The sequence below is a fragment of the Mycobacterium sp. IDUB_3 genome (assembly GCF_055419585.1).
Map to the genome: position 1 here is coordinate 4286270 of NZ_JBVAXZ010000001.1, position 15129 is coordinate 4301398.

Annotated in this window: 16 protein-coding genes; 11 read left to right on the forward strand and 5 right to left on the reverse strand. The window is 67.0% G+C overall.

The window, feature by feature from the left end; all coding sequences use genetic code 11:
* The first annotated feature begins 54 nt into the window (after window positions 1–54).
* From ACZYVJ_RS20010 to ACZYVJ_RS20020, 3 genes are all read left to right on the forward strand, one after another.
* Window positions 55–1485 (forward strand): NAD(P)H-quinone dehydrogenase, encoded by a 1431-nt coding sequence (locus tag ACZYVJ_RS20010; RefSeq protein ID WP_463832618.1) that lies wholly within the window; start codon window positions 55–57, stop codon window positions 1483–1485.
* A 73-nt stretch (window positions 1486–1558) separates the two neighbouring features.
* The gene (locus tag ACZYVJ_RS20015; protein WP_463832619.1) at window positions 1559–3316 is read left to right on the forward strand and encodes a glycerol-3-phosphate dehydrogenase/oxidase; all 1758 of its coding nucleotides are present in this window, start codon (window positions 1559–1561) and stop codon (window positions 3314–3316) included.
* Window positions 3313–4173: a pseudouridine synthase gene (locus ACZYVJ_RS20020; RefSeq protein ID WP_463832620.1), complete on the forward strand. Its 861-nt coding sequence runs from the start codon at window positions 3313–3315 to the stop codon at window positions 4171–4173. Before ACZYVJ_RS20015 ends, ACZYVJ_RS20020 begins: the two co-directional genes overlap by 4 nt.
* Window positions 4174–4183: 10 nt before the next feature.
* Here ACZYVJ_RS20020 and ACZYVJ_RS20025 read toward each other — a convergent pair whose 3' ends face one another.
* Window positions 4184–4570, reverse strand: coding sequence for a helix-turn-helix domain-containing protein (locus ACZYVJ_RS20025; protein ID WP_463832621.1), 387 nt, complete (start codon window positions 4568–4570; stop codon window positions 4184–4186).
* A gap of 494 nt (window positions 4571–5064) precedes the next feature.
* On the opposite strand from ACZYVJ_RS20025, the gene ACZYVJ_RS20030 reads away from it, so the two are divergent.
* From ACZYVJ_RS20030 to ACZYVJ_RS20055, 6 genes are all read left to right on the forward strand, one after another.
* Window positions 5065–5439, forward strand: coding sequence for a helix-turn-helix domain-containing protein (locus ACZYVJ_RS20030; protein ID WP_463833074.1), 375 nt, complete (start codon window positions 5065–5067; stop codon window positions 5437–5439).
* 7 nt (window positions 5440–5446) lie between these two features.
* On the forward strand, window positions 5447–5935 hold the full coding sequence (locus tag ACZYVJ_RS20035; RefSeq protein WP_463832622.1) for a hypothetical protein: 489 nt from the start codon (window positions 5447–5449) through the stop codon (window positions 5933–5935).
* Window positions 5932–7203, forward strand: coding sequence for a DUF6545 domain-containing protein (locus ACZYVJ_RS20040; protein WP_463832623.1), 1272 nt, complete (start codon window positions 5932–5934; stop codon window positions 7201–7203). The genes ACZYVJ_RS20035 and ACZYVJ_RS20040 overlap by 4 nt, the downstream gene beginning before the upstream one ends.
* 91 nt (window positions 7204–7294) lie before the next feature.
* On the forward strand, window positions 7295–8101 hold the full coding sequence (locus tag ACZYVJ_RS20045; RefSeq protein WP_463832624.1) for an MBL fold metallo-hydrolase: 807 nt from the start codon (window positions 7295–7297) through the stop codon (window positions 8099–8101).
* A gap of 209 nt (window positions 8102–8310) precedes the next feature.
* Entirely contained in the window at window positions 8311–9453 is a 1143-nt protein-coding gene (locus ACZYVJ_RS20050) for a PPE family protein (RefSeq protein WP_463832625.1), read from the forward strand.
* A gap of 168 nt (window positions 9454–9621) precedes the next feature.
* Window positions 9622–10791, forward strand: a complete 1170-nt coding sequence (locus ACZYVJ_RS20055; RefSeq protein ID WP_463832626.1) for a PPE family protein — start codon at window positions 9622–9624, stop codon at window positions 10789–10791.
* On the opposite strand, the gene ACZYVJ_RS20060 is transcribed toward ACZYVJ_RS20055, so the two are convergent.
* Window positions 10722–11381 carry a DUF5994 family protein gene (locus tag ACZYVJ_RS20060; protein WP_463832627.1) on the reverse strand — a complete coding sequence of 220 codons (660 nt, stop codon included), beginning with the start codon at window positions 11379–11381 and terminating at the stop codon, window positions 10722–10724. The two genes, ACZYVJ_RS20055 and ACZYVJ_RS20060, sit on opposite strands and share 70 nt — an antisense overlap.
* Before the next feature lie 145 nt (window positions 11382–11526).
* On the opposite strand from ACZYVJ_RS20060, the gene ACZYVJ_RS20065 reads away from it, so the two are divergent.
* Window positions 11527–12525, forward strand: coding sequence for a magnesium transporter CorA family protein (locus ACZYVJ_RS20065; protein WP_463832628.1), 999 nt, complete (start codon window positions 11527–11529; stop codon window positions 12523–12525).
* Window positions 12526–12536: 11 nt separating this feature from the next.
* Here ACZYVJ_RS20065 and ACZYVJ_RS20070 read toward each other — a convergent pair whose 3' ends face one another.
* Together ACZYVJ_RS20070 and ACZYVJ_RS20075 are read right to left on the reverse strand one after the other, a co-directional pair.
* Window positions 12537–12749 (reverse strand): hypothetical protein, encoded by a 213-nt coding sequence (locus tag ACZYVJ_RS20070; protein ID WP_463832629.1) that lies wholly within the window; start codon window positions 12747–12749, stop codon window positions 12537–12539.
* 82 nt (window positions 12750–12831) lie between these two features.
* Complete coding sequence (locus ACZYVJ_RS20075) at window positions 12832–13197, reverse strand: DUF732 domain-containing protein (RefSeq protein ID WP_463832630.1); 366 nt, start codon at window positions 13195–13197, stop codon at window positions 12832–12834.
* Between the two features lie 191 nt (window positions 13198–13388).
* Between ACZYVJ_RS20075 and ACZYVJ_RS20080 the strand changes: the two genes are divergently transcribed.
* A complete protein-coding gene (locus tag ACZYVJ_RS20080) occupies window positions 13389–14306 on the forward strand; it encodes a CE1 family esterase (RefSeq protein WP_463832631.1) in 918 nt (305 codons plus the stop codon).
* A 66-nt stretch (window positions 14307–14372) separates the two neighbouring features.
* On the opposite strand, the gene nei2 is transcribed toward ACZYVJ_RS20080, so the two are convergent.
* A complete protein-coding gene (gene nei2, locus ACZYVJ_RS20085; RefSeq protein ID WP_463832632.1) occupies window positions 14373–15128 on the reverse strand; it encodes an endonuclease VIII Nei2 in 756 nt (251 codons plus the stop codon).
* Between the last annotated feature and the right edge of the window lies 1 nt (window position 15129).

Sequence of the window (15129 nt, forward strand, 5' to 3'; positions counted from 1 at the left end):
GGGTCTTCCCCTGAGCATTCGCAGCGCCTCCGCCGCTTCGTTAGGTTAGGGGCTGTGGTGACCCGCATCGTGATCCTCGGCGGCGGCCCGGCCGGTTACGAAGCCGCGCTGGTGGCCGCGACGTCGCACCCCGACACGACCCGCGTCACGGTGATCGAGTCCGAGGGCATCGGCGGGGCAGCCGTCCTGGACGACTGCGTGCCGTCCAAGACGTTCATCGCCTCGACCTGGCTGCGCACCGAACTGCGCCGGGCGCCGCGGCTGGGGTTCGAGATCGACATCGACGACGCCAAGATCTCCTTGCCGCAGATCCATGCCCGGGTCAAGCAGCTCGCCACCGAGCAGTCCGCCGACATCACCGATCAGCTGCTCAGCATGGGCGTACAGGTCGTGGCCGGCCGCGGCGAGCTGATCGACCCCGCGCCGGGCCTGGCCTGCCACCGCATCAAAGCGACCCATTCCGATCCGGGGTCCGAGGGCCCCGTCACCAGCGAGTACGAGGCCGACGTCGTGCTGATCGCGACCGGCGCCAGCCCGCGGGTGCTGCCGTCGGCGCCGCCCGACGGCGAGCGGATCCTGACCTGGCGCCAGCTCTACAACCTAGAGGCGCTGCCCGAGCACCTGATCGTGGTCGGGTCCGGGGTCACCGGTGCCGAATTCGTGCACGCCTACACCGAATTGGGCGTGCCGGTGACCGTGGTCGCCAGCCGGGACCGGGTGCTGCCCTACGAGGACGCGGACGCCGCGCTGGTGCTGGAGGAGGCGTTCTCCGAGCGCGGTGTCGAGCTGGTCAAGAACGCCCGCGCGCAATCGGTGACCCGCACCGAGAACGGTGTGCTGGTCACCCTGACCGACGGGCGCACGGTCGAGGGCAGCCACGCGCTGATGACCATCGGGTCGGTCCCCAACACCACCGGCCTGGGCCTGGACCGGGTCGGCATCGAGCTGGGCCGCGGCGGCTACCTGACCGTGGACCGGGTGTCGCGGACCTCGGTGGCCGGTATCTACGCCGCCGGCGACTGCACCGGGCTGCTGCCGCTGGCCTCGGTCGCCGCGATGCAGGGCCGGATCGCGATGTATCACGCGCTGGGCGAGGGTGTCAGCCCGATCCGGCTGCGCACGGTGGCGGCGACGGTGTTCACCAGGCCCGAGATCGCGGCCGTCGGCGTCCCGCAGACCATGATCGACGACGGTTCGGTGCCGGCCCGCACGGTCATGCTGCCACTGCGGACCAACGCGCGAGCCAAGATGTCGGGGCTGCGGCAGGGCTTCGTGAAGCTGTTCTGTCGCCAGGCCACCGGCGTGGTGATCGGCGGCGTGGTGGTGGCCCCGATCGCCTCCGAGCTGATCCTGCCGATCGCGGTGGCCGTGACGAACCGGATCACCGTCAACGAATTGGCGCAGACGCTGGCGGTTTACCCGTCGTTGTCCGGCTCGATCACCGAGGCCGCGCGGCGGCTGATGGCGCACGACGATCTGGATTAGCGGTTAGCCTTGGTGCAGCACGTCCTACTGACGAGTAACCGACAGGAGTTTCCCCAGTGCGGAGTCCTCTGCCGTGAGCAACCCGATTCAGGAACCCGGTAGCGCGCAAAGCTGGACGGCTTCCTCTCTGGGACCTAGGCAACGCGCGTTGGCCTGGGAGCGACTGAGCACCGAGCAGTTCGACGTGGTGGTGATCGGCGGCGGCGTGGTGGGCTCGGGTTGTGCACTGGATGCCGCGACCCGCGGGCTCAAGGTCGCGCTGGTGGAGGCGCGCGATTTCGCCTCGGGCACCTCGAGCCGCTCGTCGAAGATGTTCCACGGCGGCCTGCGCTACCTCGAACAGCTCGAGTTCGGCTTGGTACGCGAGGCGCTCTATGAGCGCGAGCTGTCGCTGACCACACTGGCGCCGCATCTGGTCAAGCCGATGCCTTTCCTGTTCCCGTTGACCAATCGCATGTGGGAACGTCCGTATATCGCCGCCGGAATCTTTCTCTACGACCGGCTTGGCGGTGCGAAATCGGTTCCGGCGCAGAAGCATCTGACCCGCGCGGGCGCCTTGCGGTTGAGCCCCGGCCTCAAGCGCAGCTCGCTGATCGGCGGAATCCGTTACTACGACACGGTTGTCGACGACGCCCGGCACACCATGACCGTCGCACGCACCGCCGCGCATTACGGCACGGTGGTGCGCACCTCCACCCAGGTTGTCGCCATGCTGCGCGAAGGCGATCGGGTGACCGGTGTGCGCGTCCGCGACTCCGAGAACGGCGCGATCACCGAAGTCCGCGGGCACGTGGTGGTCAACGCGACCGGCGTGTGGACCGACGAGATCCAGGCATTGTCCAAGCAGCGCGGGCGTTTTCAGGTCCGGGCATCCAAGGGCGTGCATGTGGTGGTGCCGCGCGACCGCATCGTCAGCGACGTCGCGATCATCCTGCGCACCGAGAAGTCGGTAATGTTCGTCATCCCGTGGGGCAGCCATTGGATCATCGGCACCACCGACACCGACTGGAATCTCGACCTGGCCCACCCCGCGGCCACCAAGGCCGACATCGACTACATCCTGCAAACCGTCAACACCGTGCTGGCCATCCCGCTGACGCATGCCGACATCGACGGGGTGTACGCGGGTCTGCGGCCGTTGCTGGCCGGCGAGAGCGAGGAGACCTCCAAACTGTCCCGGGAGCACGCCGTGGCGGTGCCCGCGCCGGGCCTGGTGGCCATCGCCGGCGGCAAGTACACCACCTATCGGGTGATGGCCGCCGACGCGATTGATGCCGCTGCCCAATTCATTCCGGCGCGGGTCGCGCCGTCGATCACCGAGAAGGTCAGCCTGCTGGGCGCCGACGGCTACTTCGCGCTGATCAACCAGGCCGAACACGTCGCCGAGCTGCAAGGCCTGCATCCCTACCGGGTGCGTCATCTGCTGGACCGCTACGGCTCGCTGATCGGTGACGTGCTGGCGCTGGCGGGCGAAAACCACCATCTGCTCAACCCGATCAAGGAAGCGCCGGGCTACCTGAAGGTGGAGGCGATGTATGCCGTAATCGCCGAGGGCGCTTTGCATTTGGAGGACATTCTGGCCCGCCGGATGCGCGTTTCCATCGAATACTCGCACCGCGGCGTCGACTGCGCCCGAGAGGTGGCCGACGTGGTCGCGCCGGTGCTGGGCTGGTCGGCCGAGGACATCGAGCGTGAGGTCGCGAACTACACCGCGCGGGTGCAGGCCGAGGTCCTGTCCCAGGCGCAGCCCGACGACGTGTCCGCCGACGAATTGCGGGCCAGCGCGCCCGAGGCGCGCGCCGAGATCCTCGAGCCGGTGCCCCTCAGTTGAGGACCGCCCCGCTTCCGGTGCGCGACGGATTGGGGCCCGCGCGGGTGCGGCTGCGGGGCGGGCCGGTGCTGGCCGAACTGACCGCCCGGTTCGGCGCGCAGGCCCGCGTCAAGGTGCAGGCCGGGGAGGTGGTGGACGCCGACGGCACGGTAATCGACGCCACCACAGCGCTTCCCGCCGGGGCGAGTGTCTACCTGTACCGCGAGCTGCCGGACGAGGTACCCGTCCCGTTCGACATCCCGGTGCTGCATCGCGACGCCGACATCGTGGTCGTCGACAAACCGCACTTCCTGGCCACCATGCCGCGCGGACGCCACGTCGCGCAGACCGCGCTGGTGCTGTTGCGGCGGGAGCTGGGGTTGCCCGAGCTCAGCCCGGCACACCGGCTCGACCGGCTCACCGCCGGGGTGCTGCTGTTCACCACGCGGCGCGAGGTGCGCGGCGCCTACCAGACGCTGTTCTCACGCGGACTGGTCGCCAAGACGTATCTGGCCCGGGCCGGCGTAGACCCGAAGCTGGAGCTGCCCCGCGTGGTGAAGAACCGAATCATCAAGCGCCGCGGTCACTTGCAGGCCGTCTGTGAACCCGGTGTGCCCAACTCCGAGACCCGTGTGGAGCTGCTGGCCTCGGACGGGCTGTACCGGCTCACGCCACGCACCGGGCGCACCCACCAGCTGCGCCTGCACATGGCCTCGCTGGGGATACCGATCGATGGTGATCCGTTGTATCCCAACGTCATTGACGTTGCGCCCGACGACTTCAGCACCCCGCTGCGGCTGTTGGCGCAGCGCATCGAGTTCGCCGATCCGCTGACCGGCGATCGGCGTGAGTTCGTCAGCCGCCGGGTCGGGCCCTGAGCCTATTGCGCTATTCGGATTGGTCGGCTCGCCGAGACGCGATCGGGGGCAACCGTTCGAGTTCGCGAAGGTGATCGATGATCGCTGCCAGGCTCTTGAGGGCCTGCGGAGTCAGCCCGGACGCCCGAGCTGCCAGGTCGCGCACGCCATTGTCGCGCAGTGCCTGTAGAAGGTTGAGTTGCGCCTCTATCGCCGGGTCCGCGTCGCGATCGATCAGGTACGACGCCGGCACCCCGAAAAAGTCTGCGATCGCCTGTAAATGCGCGACCGTGGGGTTTCGTTTAATGCCGCTTCTCAACTGCCACAGGTAAGCCGGACTGATTGATACGCCGGTCTTCTCGGTGATAGCCGCCGCGGCCGCGGCGTTGGACAGCGGCGCCGTGCCGGCCTTGCGCATCACGTCGAAAAGCTTCGTCAAGCGCGATGCCAGCTCGCCGTTATCCGGCCCTTCGGCCTGGACATCGTCGACTCCCAATGGTCTCCCGTTTCATGCACACGCCCGCGAGTTTTGCCCATGTTACAACTTGGCCGTTTGCGGATGGCCCGCCGAATCGTTGCCCCGGGCGGTTACCGCAGTGCAAAGATGCGATTCCTCAGAGCCGATATCCGCATCCGTCCGCATTTGCGATTCGGAGCCGAAACTCCTTCGCCCAGAAGGAAGTACGTATAGACGATGTGCGTGGCGGGCAAGACGATGGCAACGACCAAGGTCAGACCGGGTAATCGGTGGATTCAACGCTTGCCGGCTGGTAACGTCAGTACACGATTATCGCGCTTGGATGAAATGAGAGTGCATTGGATCGCGGCAGCGGGCCAGACGAAGCGCCAGCCGGTAACGGTGCTGACAACGACTCTGATCTCGCGCTCAGGCTGACCAAGCTTTTCGAGGTGATGCGAAAGGCCGCCACGGCGCCGCTGTCCAACGCCGCGGCCGCGGCGGCTATCACCGAGAAGACCGGCGTATCAATCAGTCCGGCTTACCTGTGGCAGTTGAGAAGCGGCGTGAAACGAAACCCCACGGTCGCGCATTTACGGGCGATCGCAGACTTTTTCGGGGTGCCGGCGTCGTACCTGATCGATCGCGACCCAGATCAGAGGATCGATGCGCAGCTGACCTTGATCCAAGCGCTGCGCGACGTCGGGGTACGAGACTTGGCGGTGCGCACGTCCGGCCTGACCCCGGAGGCCATAACGAGCTTGGCGGCCATGGTCGACGAGGTTCGTAAGCTCCAAGACCTGCCGGTGATACCTCGCGAAGGGCGGTGAGGCCCAGATGGCACCCAAAGTTGACATAGTTGCGTTGGTTCGGAGCCTGCCCGTCCCCGAGCCCTGGGATCGCGCGGCGTTCATCGACGCTGTCGCCCGCTTGCGGGGCCGGCCCATTCGGCTGGTGCCGACGGTAGACGAGCTCACGCTGGGCCCCTGCGGGGTGTGGCTCAAGCGCGACGACGACGACATCATCATCCACGAGGCGGGTACGTCGGAATATCACATCGATCAGATCGTCTGCCACGAAATCGGGCACATGGTGTTGGAACACGACGGCGGGTCGCGAGGGGATGCCAGCGGGGAGTACTACCCCAAAATGATCTTTGGGAGCGCACTGGCCGGTTTCGACCCCGGCACCGGGGTCATATTGGGCCGCACCAGCTTCGATGACGACCGCGAACGCGATGCCGAGATGTTCGCGTCGTTGGTGATGCTCGCCGCCGAAGCCGGTGCGCGACAGTCGATGATGAGCAGCGTGTTCTTCCGCCGGTGAGCGCCTCCACCGTACCGGGCATCATCGCGTGGCCTTTGATCGTGTTCATGATGGTGGTGCTGCTCGGGCGCTACCGCTGGTGCAACGGCAACCTCTTTGAGAAATACTTCAACATCACATTGGCGCTCATGCTGCTGGCTCAGTTGCTGCGCGAGCATCTTGTGCAAGGCTTGCTCGTCCGAACGGCCTTCATGACGATGCCCGGCACGTGGCAATTGGGCACCGCGGTGTTGAGCTACAGCTACGCCGAATTCATCGGGTTCACCCTGTTGTGGTCGGGGATGTCTGAAGCCGAAACCCGGCGTAAGCACAAGTATTATCGCCTGGCGGGTGTGTTGCTTGCCGTCGGGCTGCTCGTCTTTGGTACGCGTGCCCGAATGGCGGCACAGCCCCTGGAGTTCACGATCGGCTGGGACTCCCTGACGACCTTGACTTGCTTTATTGCCATGCCGATGGTGCTGGTGACGCGTGTGATCTGGAATTCCCTGCGCGAGTTACGGATTGCCGCCAGGCGGCGGGAGCACTTGATCGCGATCAGCACACTGGCGATGGGTCTGACGGCGGTTGTGACAGCGCTCCAAGAAGCCGCCCTGCAGATCTCCGATGAACTTGGCTGGACTCACACCGCCGACTTCAGGCAGCAGTACCACGCGTCCTACTTATTCTTCATGATATTCAGCCTGTTCGTGATCGCCCCCATCCCTCTCGCGATGAAGCTGCGTCGTTCCCTCGGACTCGATTACATCAGCCGCAGCTGGCGCGAATTGCAGCCGCTGCGACAGGCCTTGAGAGTTGTTGCCCCAGAATGTGTCTTCAAACCCGACGATGACGAGCCGGGCCGCCGAAAGACGGAGTTGCAGCTGCACCAGACCGTGGTTGAGATCCGCGACGCCATCTTGGGATTGCGCCATTATCTGCGTGAAATACCCGACGATGATGTGATGCACTTTCTCACCGAGCCCCATAAGGTGCCGGCGCGCGACCACGACGCGGCCCTCTCAGCTCTGCGCCTGGCTTACGCCGCCAGAGCCAAAGCTGCCGGCGTCGCGCCGGAACCCCCCGACGTCGACTCGACACGGATCGTCGTGTCCCGAGCCGCGACACTTCGACAGGAAGCGGCCGAACTGACGATGCTGGCGAAATGGTGGCCTGCCGCCTACGCCGCTGCTGAGAAGCTCATCGAAGCCGTGGCCGGGACGAAAGCGACTCGACACCATGGCCCTGCCTGCCGCAACACAGATACCGCGTTGATCGACGACCGGCGATAGGTATCGGCGATGCGGTTTCCTAACTTGCCCATTGCCCCGTAGGCGGGCGCCGGCCGGCATGGACGACGCGGGGACCGGGTAGCCCGCAGCTATGGACATCACCGTCACGTTCGTCGGCAACGCCACCACGCTGATTTCGGCGGGCGGGCTGACGCTGCTGACCGACCCCAACTTCCTGCACCAGGGGCAACGCGCCTACCTCGGCCACGGCCTGGTGTCCAAACGGCTCAAGGAGCCGGCGTTGGGCCTCAGCGAACTGCCGCCGGTCGACGCGATCGTGCTGTCACACATGCACGGTGACCACTGGGACAGGGTGTCGCAGCGGGGCCTCGACCACGAACTGCCCGTCGTCACCACCCCGCACGCCGCCAAACGGCTGCACCGCCGAGGCTTCGCGCGGGCGCGTGGCCTGCGGACGTGGCAGCAGCACATGATCACGAAGGGCGGTAGCACGCTCACCCTCACGTCCTTGCCGGGGCGCCATGCGCCGGGGTGGAGCCAGCACCTGCTCCCGCCGGTGATGGGCACCATGCTGGAGGTCGCCGCCGACGACGGCTCGCCCCGGCGCCGGCTCTACATCTCCGGCGACACCCTGCTGGTCGAGGAGCTCAAGGAGATTCCCGCGCGGTTCGACCCGATCGACGCGGGCATGCTGCACCTCGGCGGCACCCGACTGCCGGCCGGAAACCGGCTTCCGTTCGGACTGACGGTGACGATGGACGGCCGCCAGGGCGCCGAACTGGTCGCGCTGCTGGCCCTCCCGAAGGCGATCCCGGTGCACTTCGACGACTACGCGGCCTTCGCGTCGCCGCTGGCCGACTTCACCCGGGAGATGCAGCAGCGCGGCCTGGGGGACCGGATCATCACGTTGAACCGCGGCGCTTCGGTGACCATTTGATGGACGGCGGGTGTCGCGCAGGTGGCCCGAGCCAGCAAATGTCAAATCGCTCTCAGCCAAAGGTATAGGGTGTCCTAACACGTGGCGGTCGAACTGGGAGGTACCGGCTGCAGGTGACAGGCTTCGATATGCAGAGTTACAGGGTTCTTCGTTGCCTGGTTAACGCAAATTTGCTGGGGACGTTCTCAGCGTGGGCATTGTGAGATGTGATGGATCTTTTTGCACCCCCCGAGGTCACCTCGACGCTCATCCACACCGGGCCGGGAGCGGGCTCGCTGATCGAGGCCGCCGGTGCCTGGCAGCGGCTGGCCGTCGAGCTGGAGAATTCGGTCTCCACCTACGCATCGACGCTGTCGTCGCTCATCGAGTCCTGGGACGGGCCGTCGTCGATGGCGATGCTGCAATCCGTCCAGCCCTACCTGCTCTGGCTGCGTGAGACCGCGCAGCAGTCCGCCCAGATGGCCACCTCGGCCGAGGCCGCCGCGACGGCGTTCAGCACCACACGGGCCGCGGTGGTTCATCCCTCGGTCGTCATGTCCAACCGCACGCGCCTGGCGCAGCTGCTGGCCACCAACGGGTTCGGCACCAACACGGCGGCCATCGCCGAGACCGAAAACGAGTACCAGACCATGTGGGCGAACAACTCGGCTGCGATGACCCGCTATCAGGCCACGGCCTCGCAAGCGACCACCCAGCTGTCTCAGTTCAACTCCCCGCTGTCCATCGTCAACCCGTCCGGGACGGCCAACCAACAGGTCGCGGTGATGCAGGCCGATGCTTCGGGCTCCGGCAATGCGGCCTCGTCGGTGGGATCGTTGCTGAACTCTCTCAACATGCCCGGAGGGTTCGATCCGAACGCCGGCTGGTTCAACTACTGGAGCACCTGGGGCAACCAGTTCCTGTCGTCCGGCTTTCCGATCAACCTGCTCGGTGTGTGGGCGCAGCTGGCGACCGCCCAAGGGGTTCAGTCCGTGGGTGGCGACATCGGCAGCGGCCTGTCCGAAGGCCTGGGCGCGGCCACGGCGAGCCTGTCCAACGCGGTCAAAGGCCTCGGCGCGGGAATGGCCCCGACGGGGGCGATGGGCGTCGGGGTGACGGTGGGCAAGCTCACCGCCCCTCCCGCCGTGGTGGGACTGTTGCCGGGGACCCAGACCGGAGTGCAGCTCGCCTCCGCGGCCTCGCCCCTTCCCGCGGCGGAATCAGGCCTTCCGCTGATGCCGATGATGGTGCCGCCGACGACGGCGTCGGCGGGCACCGGTTGGCGCAAACGTAAACAGCAAAAGTACGAGGACGTCGACTACGGCCAGCAGGTCAAGGGCAAAGTGATGCCCCGAAATCCATCGGCGGGCTGAGTTGTCATGGTGCCCCGCCGCCACGGACACCGCCTGCCGCCACCGAATGGGTCAACGGCGACCAACAGTGGGTCACCGGGATGCCCCGCCGTCATCGATTCTCGAATTGCCGGACTGGCCGACGCGCAGCGTTCGCCCCAGCCGCGTTCTTCCCCAAGGTAAAGGTTCATGGATTTCGGGATACTGCCGCCGGAGATCATCTCGGCGCTGATCCACGCTGGACCCGGCGCCTGGTCATGGATCGAAGCCGCCGGCATGTGGCAGACGCTCAGCGCCGAGCTCGAGCAATCCGCCAACAGCTACACCGCGGAGTTGTCCGAGCTGTCCACCACGTGGCATGGGCCGTCCTCGATGGCGATGGCCCAAGCCTTCGAGCCCTACCTGGACTGGCTGCGCGTCACCGCGCAGCAGTGCCAGCAGATCGCCACGTCGGTGGAAGTCATGACCACGGCATTCGAATCGACGCACTGGACCGTGGTGCATCCCTCACTGGTCGCCGCCAACCGCGCGCGCCTGGCGATGCTGCTGGCCACCAACTTCTTCGGGATCAACTACCCGGCCATCGCCGAAACCGAAGCCGAGTACCACGCCATGTGGGTGACCAACTCGGCGGCGATGTACCGCTACGCCGCGACGGCGGCCGCCTCGGTCAGGTCCCCGCAGTTCTCGCCGCCGCCGCAAGTGGCCAACCCGTCGGGCATCACCACCCAGGCCGCCCTGATGCCGGCCACGACCACGACCAATTCCGGCGTGCAGGCCGCCGCCGCCGGTGCCAGCCAGAGCACCGGCGTCGCCGGTAACCTCCAAGCGGCCTCCCTCGCCTTCTTCGATCCCGACTCGGGCTGGTTCAAATACTGGAGCACGTGGGGATGGCAGACCTTCGCCGCAGGCGGTTACCCGGTCAACATTCTGGGTGTGTGCGCGCAGTTGGCCACCGCGCATGCGTTTCAGTCGCTGGGCGCCGACGTGGGCCCCGGTCTGGCGGATGGCGCTGCCGCGCTGTCGTCGGCGGAGACGCAGCTGCTCGGCGCGGTCAACTCGGCCGGATCCTTGGTTCCCCGCGCGACGCTGGGCGTCGGCATTTCGCTCGGCAACCTGACGATGCCACCCGCGACGGTGGGAATGCTGGGATCGTCGGCGCCGGTGCAACTGGCGTCGGCGGCCTCCGCGCTGCCCGCAGGGGCCGGCCAGACTCCCATGCTCCCGATGGTCCCGATGCGCCCGGCGAGCGGCTCGGCGACCGGTCGCCGGCGTGAGGGTGGACGCGACTACGACGATATTGAATACGGCGCGGAACTGCCCGGCACCGTGATGAACAGGCCGCCGTCGGCGGGATAGCGCTGGTTGGGCGACTCCATCATGCGCTTGCGGACGATGTGTTCGACGAGGATGGGGACGAAGGTCTGCACCGGTGCGTTGATGAATCTTTGCGCCGTCTCCTCGCACCAGCGCCTGATCTGAGCGGTGCGCCGTTCGTCACCGAGCCCCTCCTGACGGGCCAGCTTGTCGGCCACGTCGGCCACCGACCTCCCCACGGTGACGCGGACGGCGGGGGACACCACGGCGTCGGCGGGTGCCCGCACCGCGTCGAGTGCCCGACGGGCGACGTCCTCGTCGGTGTCCGGCCGGATGACATGCAGGGTGATGTGGCGGCCGTTCTCGCCCATCACGATGACGCTGGCCTCCCCGTCGCTGCTAAAGCCCAGTAATTCGATTGTGTGCCCGTCGATTTCAACCAGCGGCGGTGTGTCGTGCCAGGCGTTGCGGCGGTAACCCACCATGACGATCTGTCCCAGCCGGTCGGACAACGACGCCACCAGGCCCGGCAGCTCCTTGGCCAGGTCCGTCGACCGCGGCCACCAGGCGCCGTCGATGTGCTCGGACACAGCCCGATATGTCTTGAGCTGCAACCGGTTTGATTGCTCCATGTCACCCCACCTGCTCGCCGGATCTCGCGGATCGGCCTGACGGCCCCCGGCAATGTCAAGACCATCACGGGTAATCGGCGACCGCGGCGCCAGCGAGTGGCTGGCGGGTTTACCGATCGTGAACAACGATTGAGAAGATGTCGTGGTGCAGATCGCTTCGAGTATCCAGGGCCGGGTGTGGCGCGGCGGCAAGGCGCAGGACGACTTCGAGTTCGACAAGATCTCGGACTACCTCACCGAACCAGACACCCTGGTGTGGGTCGACCTGTGCGAACCGGACCACGACACGCTGTGCGGGCTGGCCGACGAACTCGGCCTGAATCGCTGGGCGGTCGAAGACGCCCTGGCGGCCGCCGAGCGCGTCAAGGCCACCGCCTATGAGAGCCACACCTTCTTCACCGTCTACGCCGTGCACGTCGCCGTCGATACCCCCGATACCGGCGAGCGGATGCTGTCGATGCAACGCATTTCGGGATTCGTGCTGCCGCAGGGGCTGATCACCGTGCGCCTGACGCCTGACTTCGACACGGCGCAGGTGACCCGGCGGTGGCAGGAGATCGGCGGCCAGAGCTACGGCGTCGGCGCACTGGTGCACGGCCTGCTCGACGTGGTGGTGGACAGCCATTTCACCGCCGTGGAGGCCCTCGATGACTGCATCGAAGCCATCGAGGACGAGCTGTTCGACGGCAGGCCCCGCACGGGAGTCTTTCAGCGCCGCACCTTCCGGCTGCGCAGGGACCTGGTGAACCTGCGCCGGGTCGCCCTGCCCATGCGCGAGGTCGTCAATGCGATTGCGCATCATCGTGTTTCGGACGGCTCCGATCGCCGGCTGGACCCGCTGTACGCCGACCTGTACGACCACGTGTTGCGGGTGTCCGAATGGACGGAATCGTTGCGCGACATGCTCACAACCATTTTCGAGACCAACCTGTCGCTGCAGGACGCCCGGTTGAACATCGTCATGAAGAAGCTGACGGGATGGGCCGCCATCATCGCCGTGCCGACGGCGATCACGGGCTTCTACGGGCAGAACGTGCCCTACCCGGGCTTCGGCACGCACGCCGGGTTCGCGGCCAGTACCGGCGTGATACTCGTCTTGATGGTGGTGCTCTACGTGATGTTCAAGCGTCGCGACTGGCTGTAGGCCGCCACGGGTTACCGCGCGACGGACGGGGCCGAAATGCCTTGCTGGATGCCCTGATCGATCTTGTCCCGCAGGGCGGGGCTGCCCGGCGGATCGGAATCCTCACAGGCGCACCTGAGATGGCTGAAGGGATTGGGGTCGGTGCCGGCCGATGCCGTGGCCGCGCTGGAAACGCCGACAGCGACCGCGATACCCGCAACGCCGACCAAAAGTTTCGGAATCATTTTCGGCCTTGAACTTCTTCGTTTCGGATACCTGAAATTTTATCCGCGATTGCATCACGAGCCTGTCAACCGGCGGTAAATTTCAGGACCCGGACGATGCCGCCGCATCCGCGTACTTCGGGCAGTACGCCTTGATGGCGACCCCGACGAAATAGCCGGCGTGATAGCTGTCCAGCGTGCTGCTGGACAACACGTTGTTGGCGACCTGTTCGGGTGTCTGGCCCATGTCGAGTTCGTGACACACGGTGTGCCCGGAATTGACCGCGGCGTCGGATGACTCGTAATTGATGCCCTTGGCCTTCAGCGCGGCCAGGAAGACGTCGTCAGGATTGGTGGCGTGCGCGGTGGCGGACGCGGCCAGCACGCCGAGCAACCCGGCCACCGGCGCCACGCCGATCGCCAGGAGCGACAGCGCCCGGATGGGCTTGCGTATCTGGGTGGTCGTCATTTCTGATACTCCCGTGGAACAGAAGTGCCGTTGCTTGCTGAAGGCGGGGCTAGTTCGAATGTTTGCATGTTGCGGCGCCACCAGGCGCCGTATCGCCGATAATGCGGTTTGTGCCACACAAGCGTTTGCTCCGCCGTCGGACGCGCGTTACCGGCGAGCCCTCGTCGGCGCGCCGTCGGTGATCTGACGACATGGCATACGCGCGGTGGCTGTGGCTCGCTGTGGTGGCGATATGCGTGGTCGGCTGCGATGTGCAGCACGTGTCGGCGGCCAGCGCTCGAGACATTTCCGGCACCTTTCGATCCGGCGGCATGGACCGAACCTACATGTTGCACGTGCCGGCGGGCGACCCCGTCGGGCTGGTGCTCAGTTTGCACGGGGGCGGCGGCACCGGGATCTCGCAGCGCGGCCTGACGGGCTTCGACACCGTTGCTGATGCGCACAACCTGTTGGTGGCCTACCCCGACGGCTACGACAAGAGCTGGGCCGACGGGCGCGGCGCCTCGCCCGCCGACCGCCGCCACATCGACGATGTGGCCTTTCTGGTCGGGCTGGTGAGCAAGCTGCTGAACGACTACGGCATCGCGCCGGGGCACGTGTTCGTCACCGGGATGTCCAACGGCGGCTTCATGACCAACCGGCTGGCGTGCGACCGCGCCGACCTGTTCGCCGCGGTCGCCCCGGTGGCCGGCACGCTGGGCGTGGGGGCGGCCTGCAATCCGTCGCAGCCGGTGTCGGTCTGGGAAGCCCACGGAACCGCCGACCCCCTGGTGCCCTTCAAGGGTGGGACGGTGCGCGGGCGCGGCGGGGTCAGCCACTCCATCTCGGCGGACAGCATGGTGGCCAAGTGGCGCTCGGCCGACGGGTGCCAGGGCGAGCCGGCCATGGAGGCGCTGCCCGACGTCCGCGACGGCACCGTCGTGCACCGCTACGAGTCCACGGGGTGCGCGGCGAACACCGAGGTGGTGTTTTACAAGATCGACAGCGGCGGCCACACCTGGCCCGGCGGCAAGCAATATCTGCCCGCGGCCGTCATCGGCCCCACCACCCGCGCGCTCGACGGGTCCGAAGCCATCGCCCAGTTCTTCCTCGCCCACGCCCGCGACTAGCGGCGATCGCAAGCGCGGCGAACCCGGGCGCAGCGGGTCGCCGTCGTCGGGACTAGAGCGCGTGCCTCAGCGCTGGCAGGACGGGCACCAGTAGGTCACCCGCTCCCCGGAGTCGTCGAAGTTGATCCGGGTGCCGCAGCGGCGGCAGGGCTGCCCGGATCGCCCGTAGACCCACAGCTGCCGTCCGGTCCGGGTGTCGCCGGTGGTGCACCGGTTCCAGCGGAAGCGGTTGAGCCACAACATGTCCCGCGCACGCGAGACCAGCCGATGGGGGTCGGCTACGTCGCGCACCGGCGCGGTGGGCAGGTGCCCGGATAGGAAACACAATTCGTTGCTGTAGACGTTGCCGACCCCGGCCAGCACCCGCTGGTCCAGCAGCGCCTCGGCGATCGGCCGGTCCGGGTCGGCAGTCAGGTTGGCGGCGGCGAGCGCGGGATCCCAATCCTCGCCCAGCAGATCGGGGCCCAGATGCGCGACGGCGTCACCGTCTCGCTCGCGCTCCAAAATCTCGAGCACGCCGAGGTCCACGCCGACGGCGCGGACGCTGTCGGTTTCCAGGATGATGCGCGCGCGGTGGTCGACCCGTACCGCGCGGCTGCCGACCCGCCAGCTGCCGTCCATCTTCAGGTGCGAGTGGATGCTGGCGGCGCCCACCCGGATGAACAGGTGCTTGCCGCGGCTGAGGACCTCGTCGACCACCTGCCCGGTGAGATCGACGGTGGCGAACCGCGGCACCCGGACGTCGCAGCGGGTCAAGGTGCCGCCGACCAGGTGCTCGCGCAGCGCGGCGGCGGTGTGCCAGACGGTGTCGCCTTCGGGCATG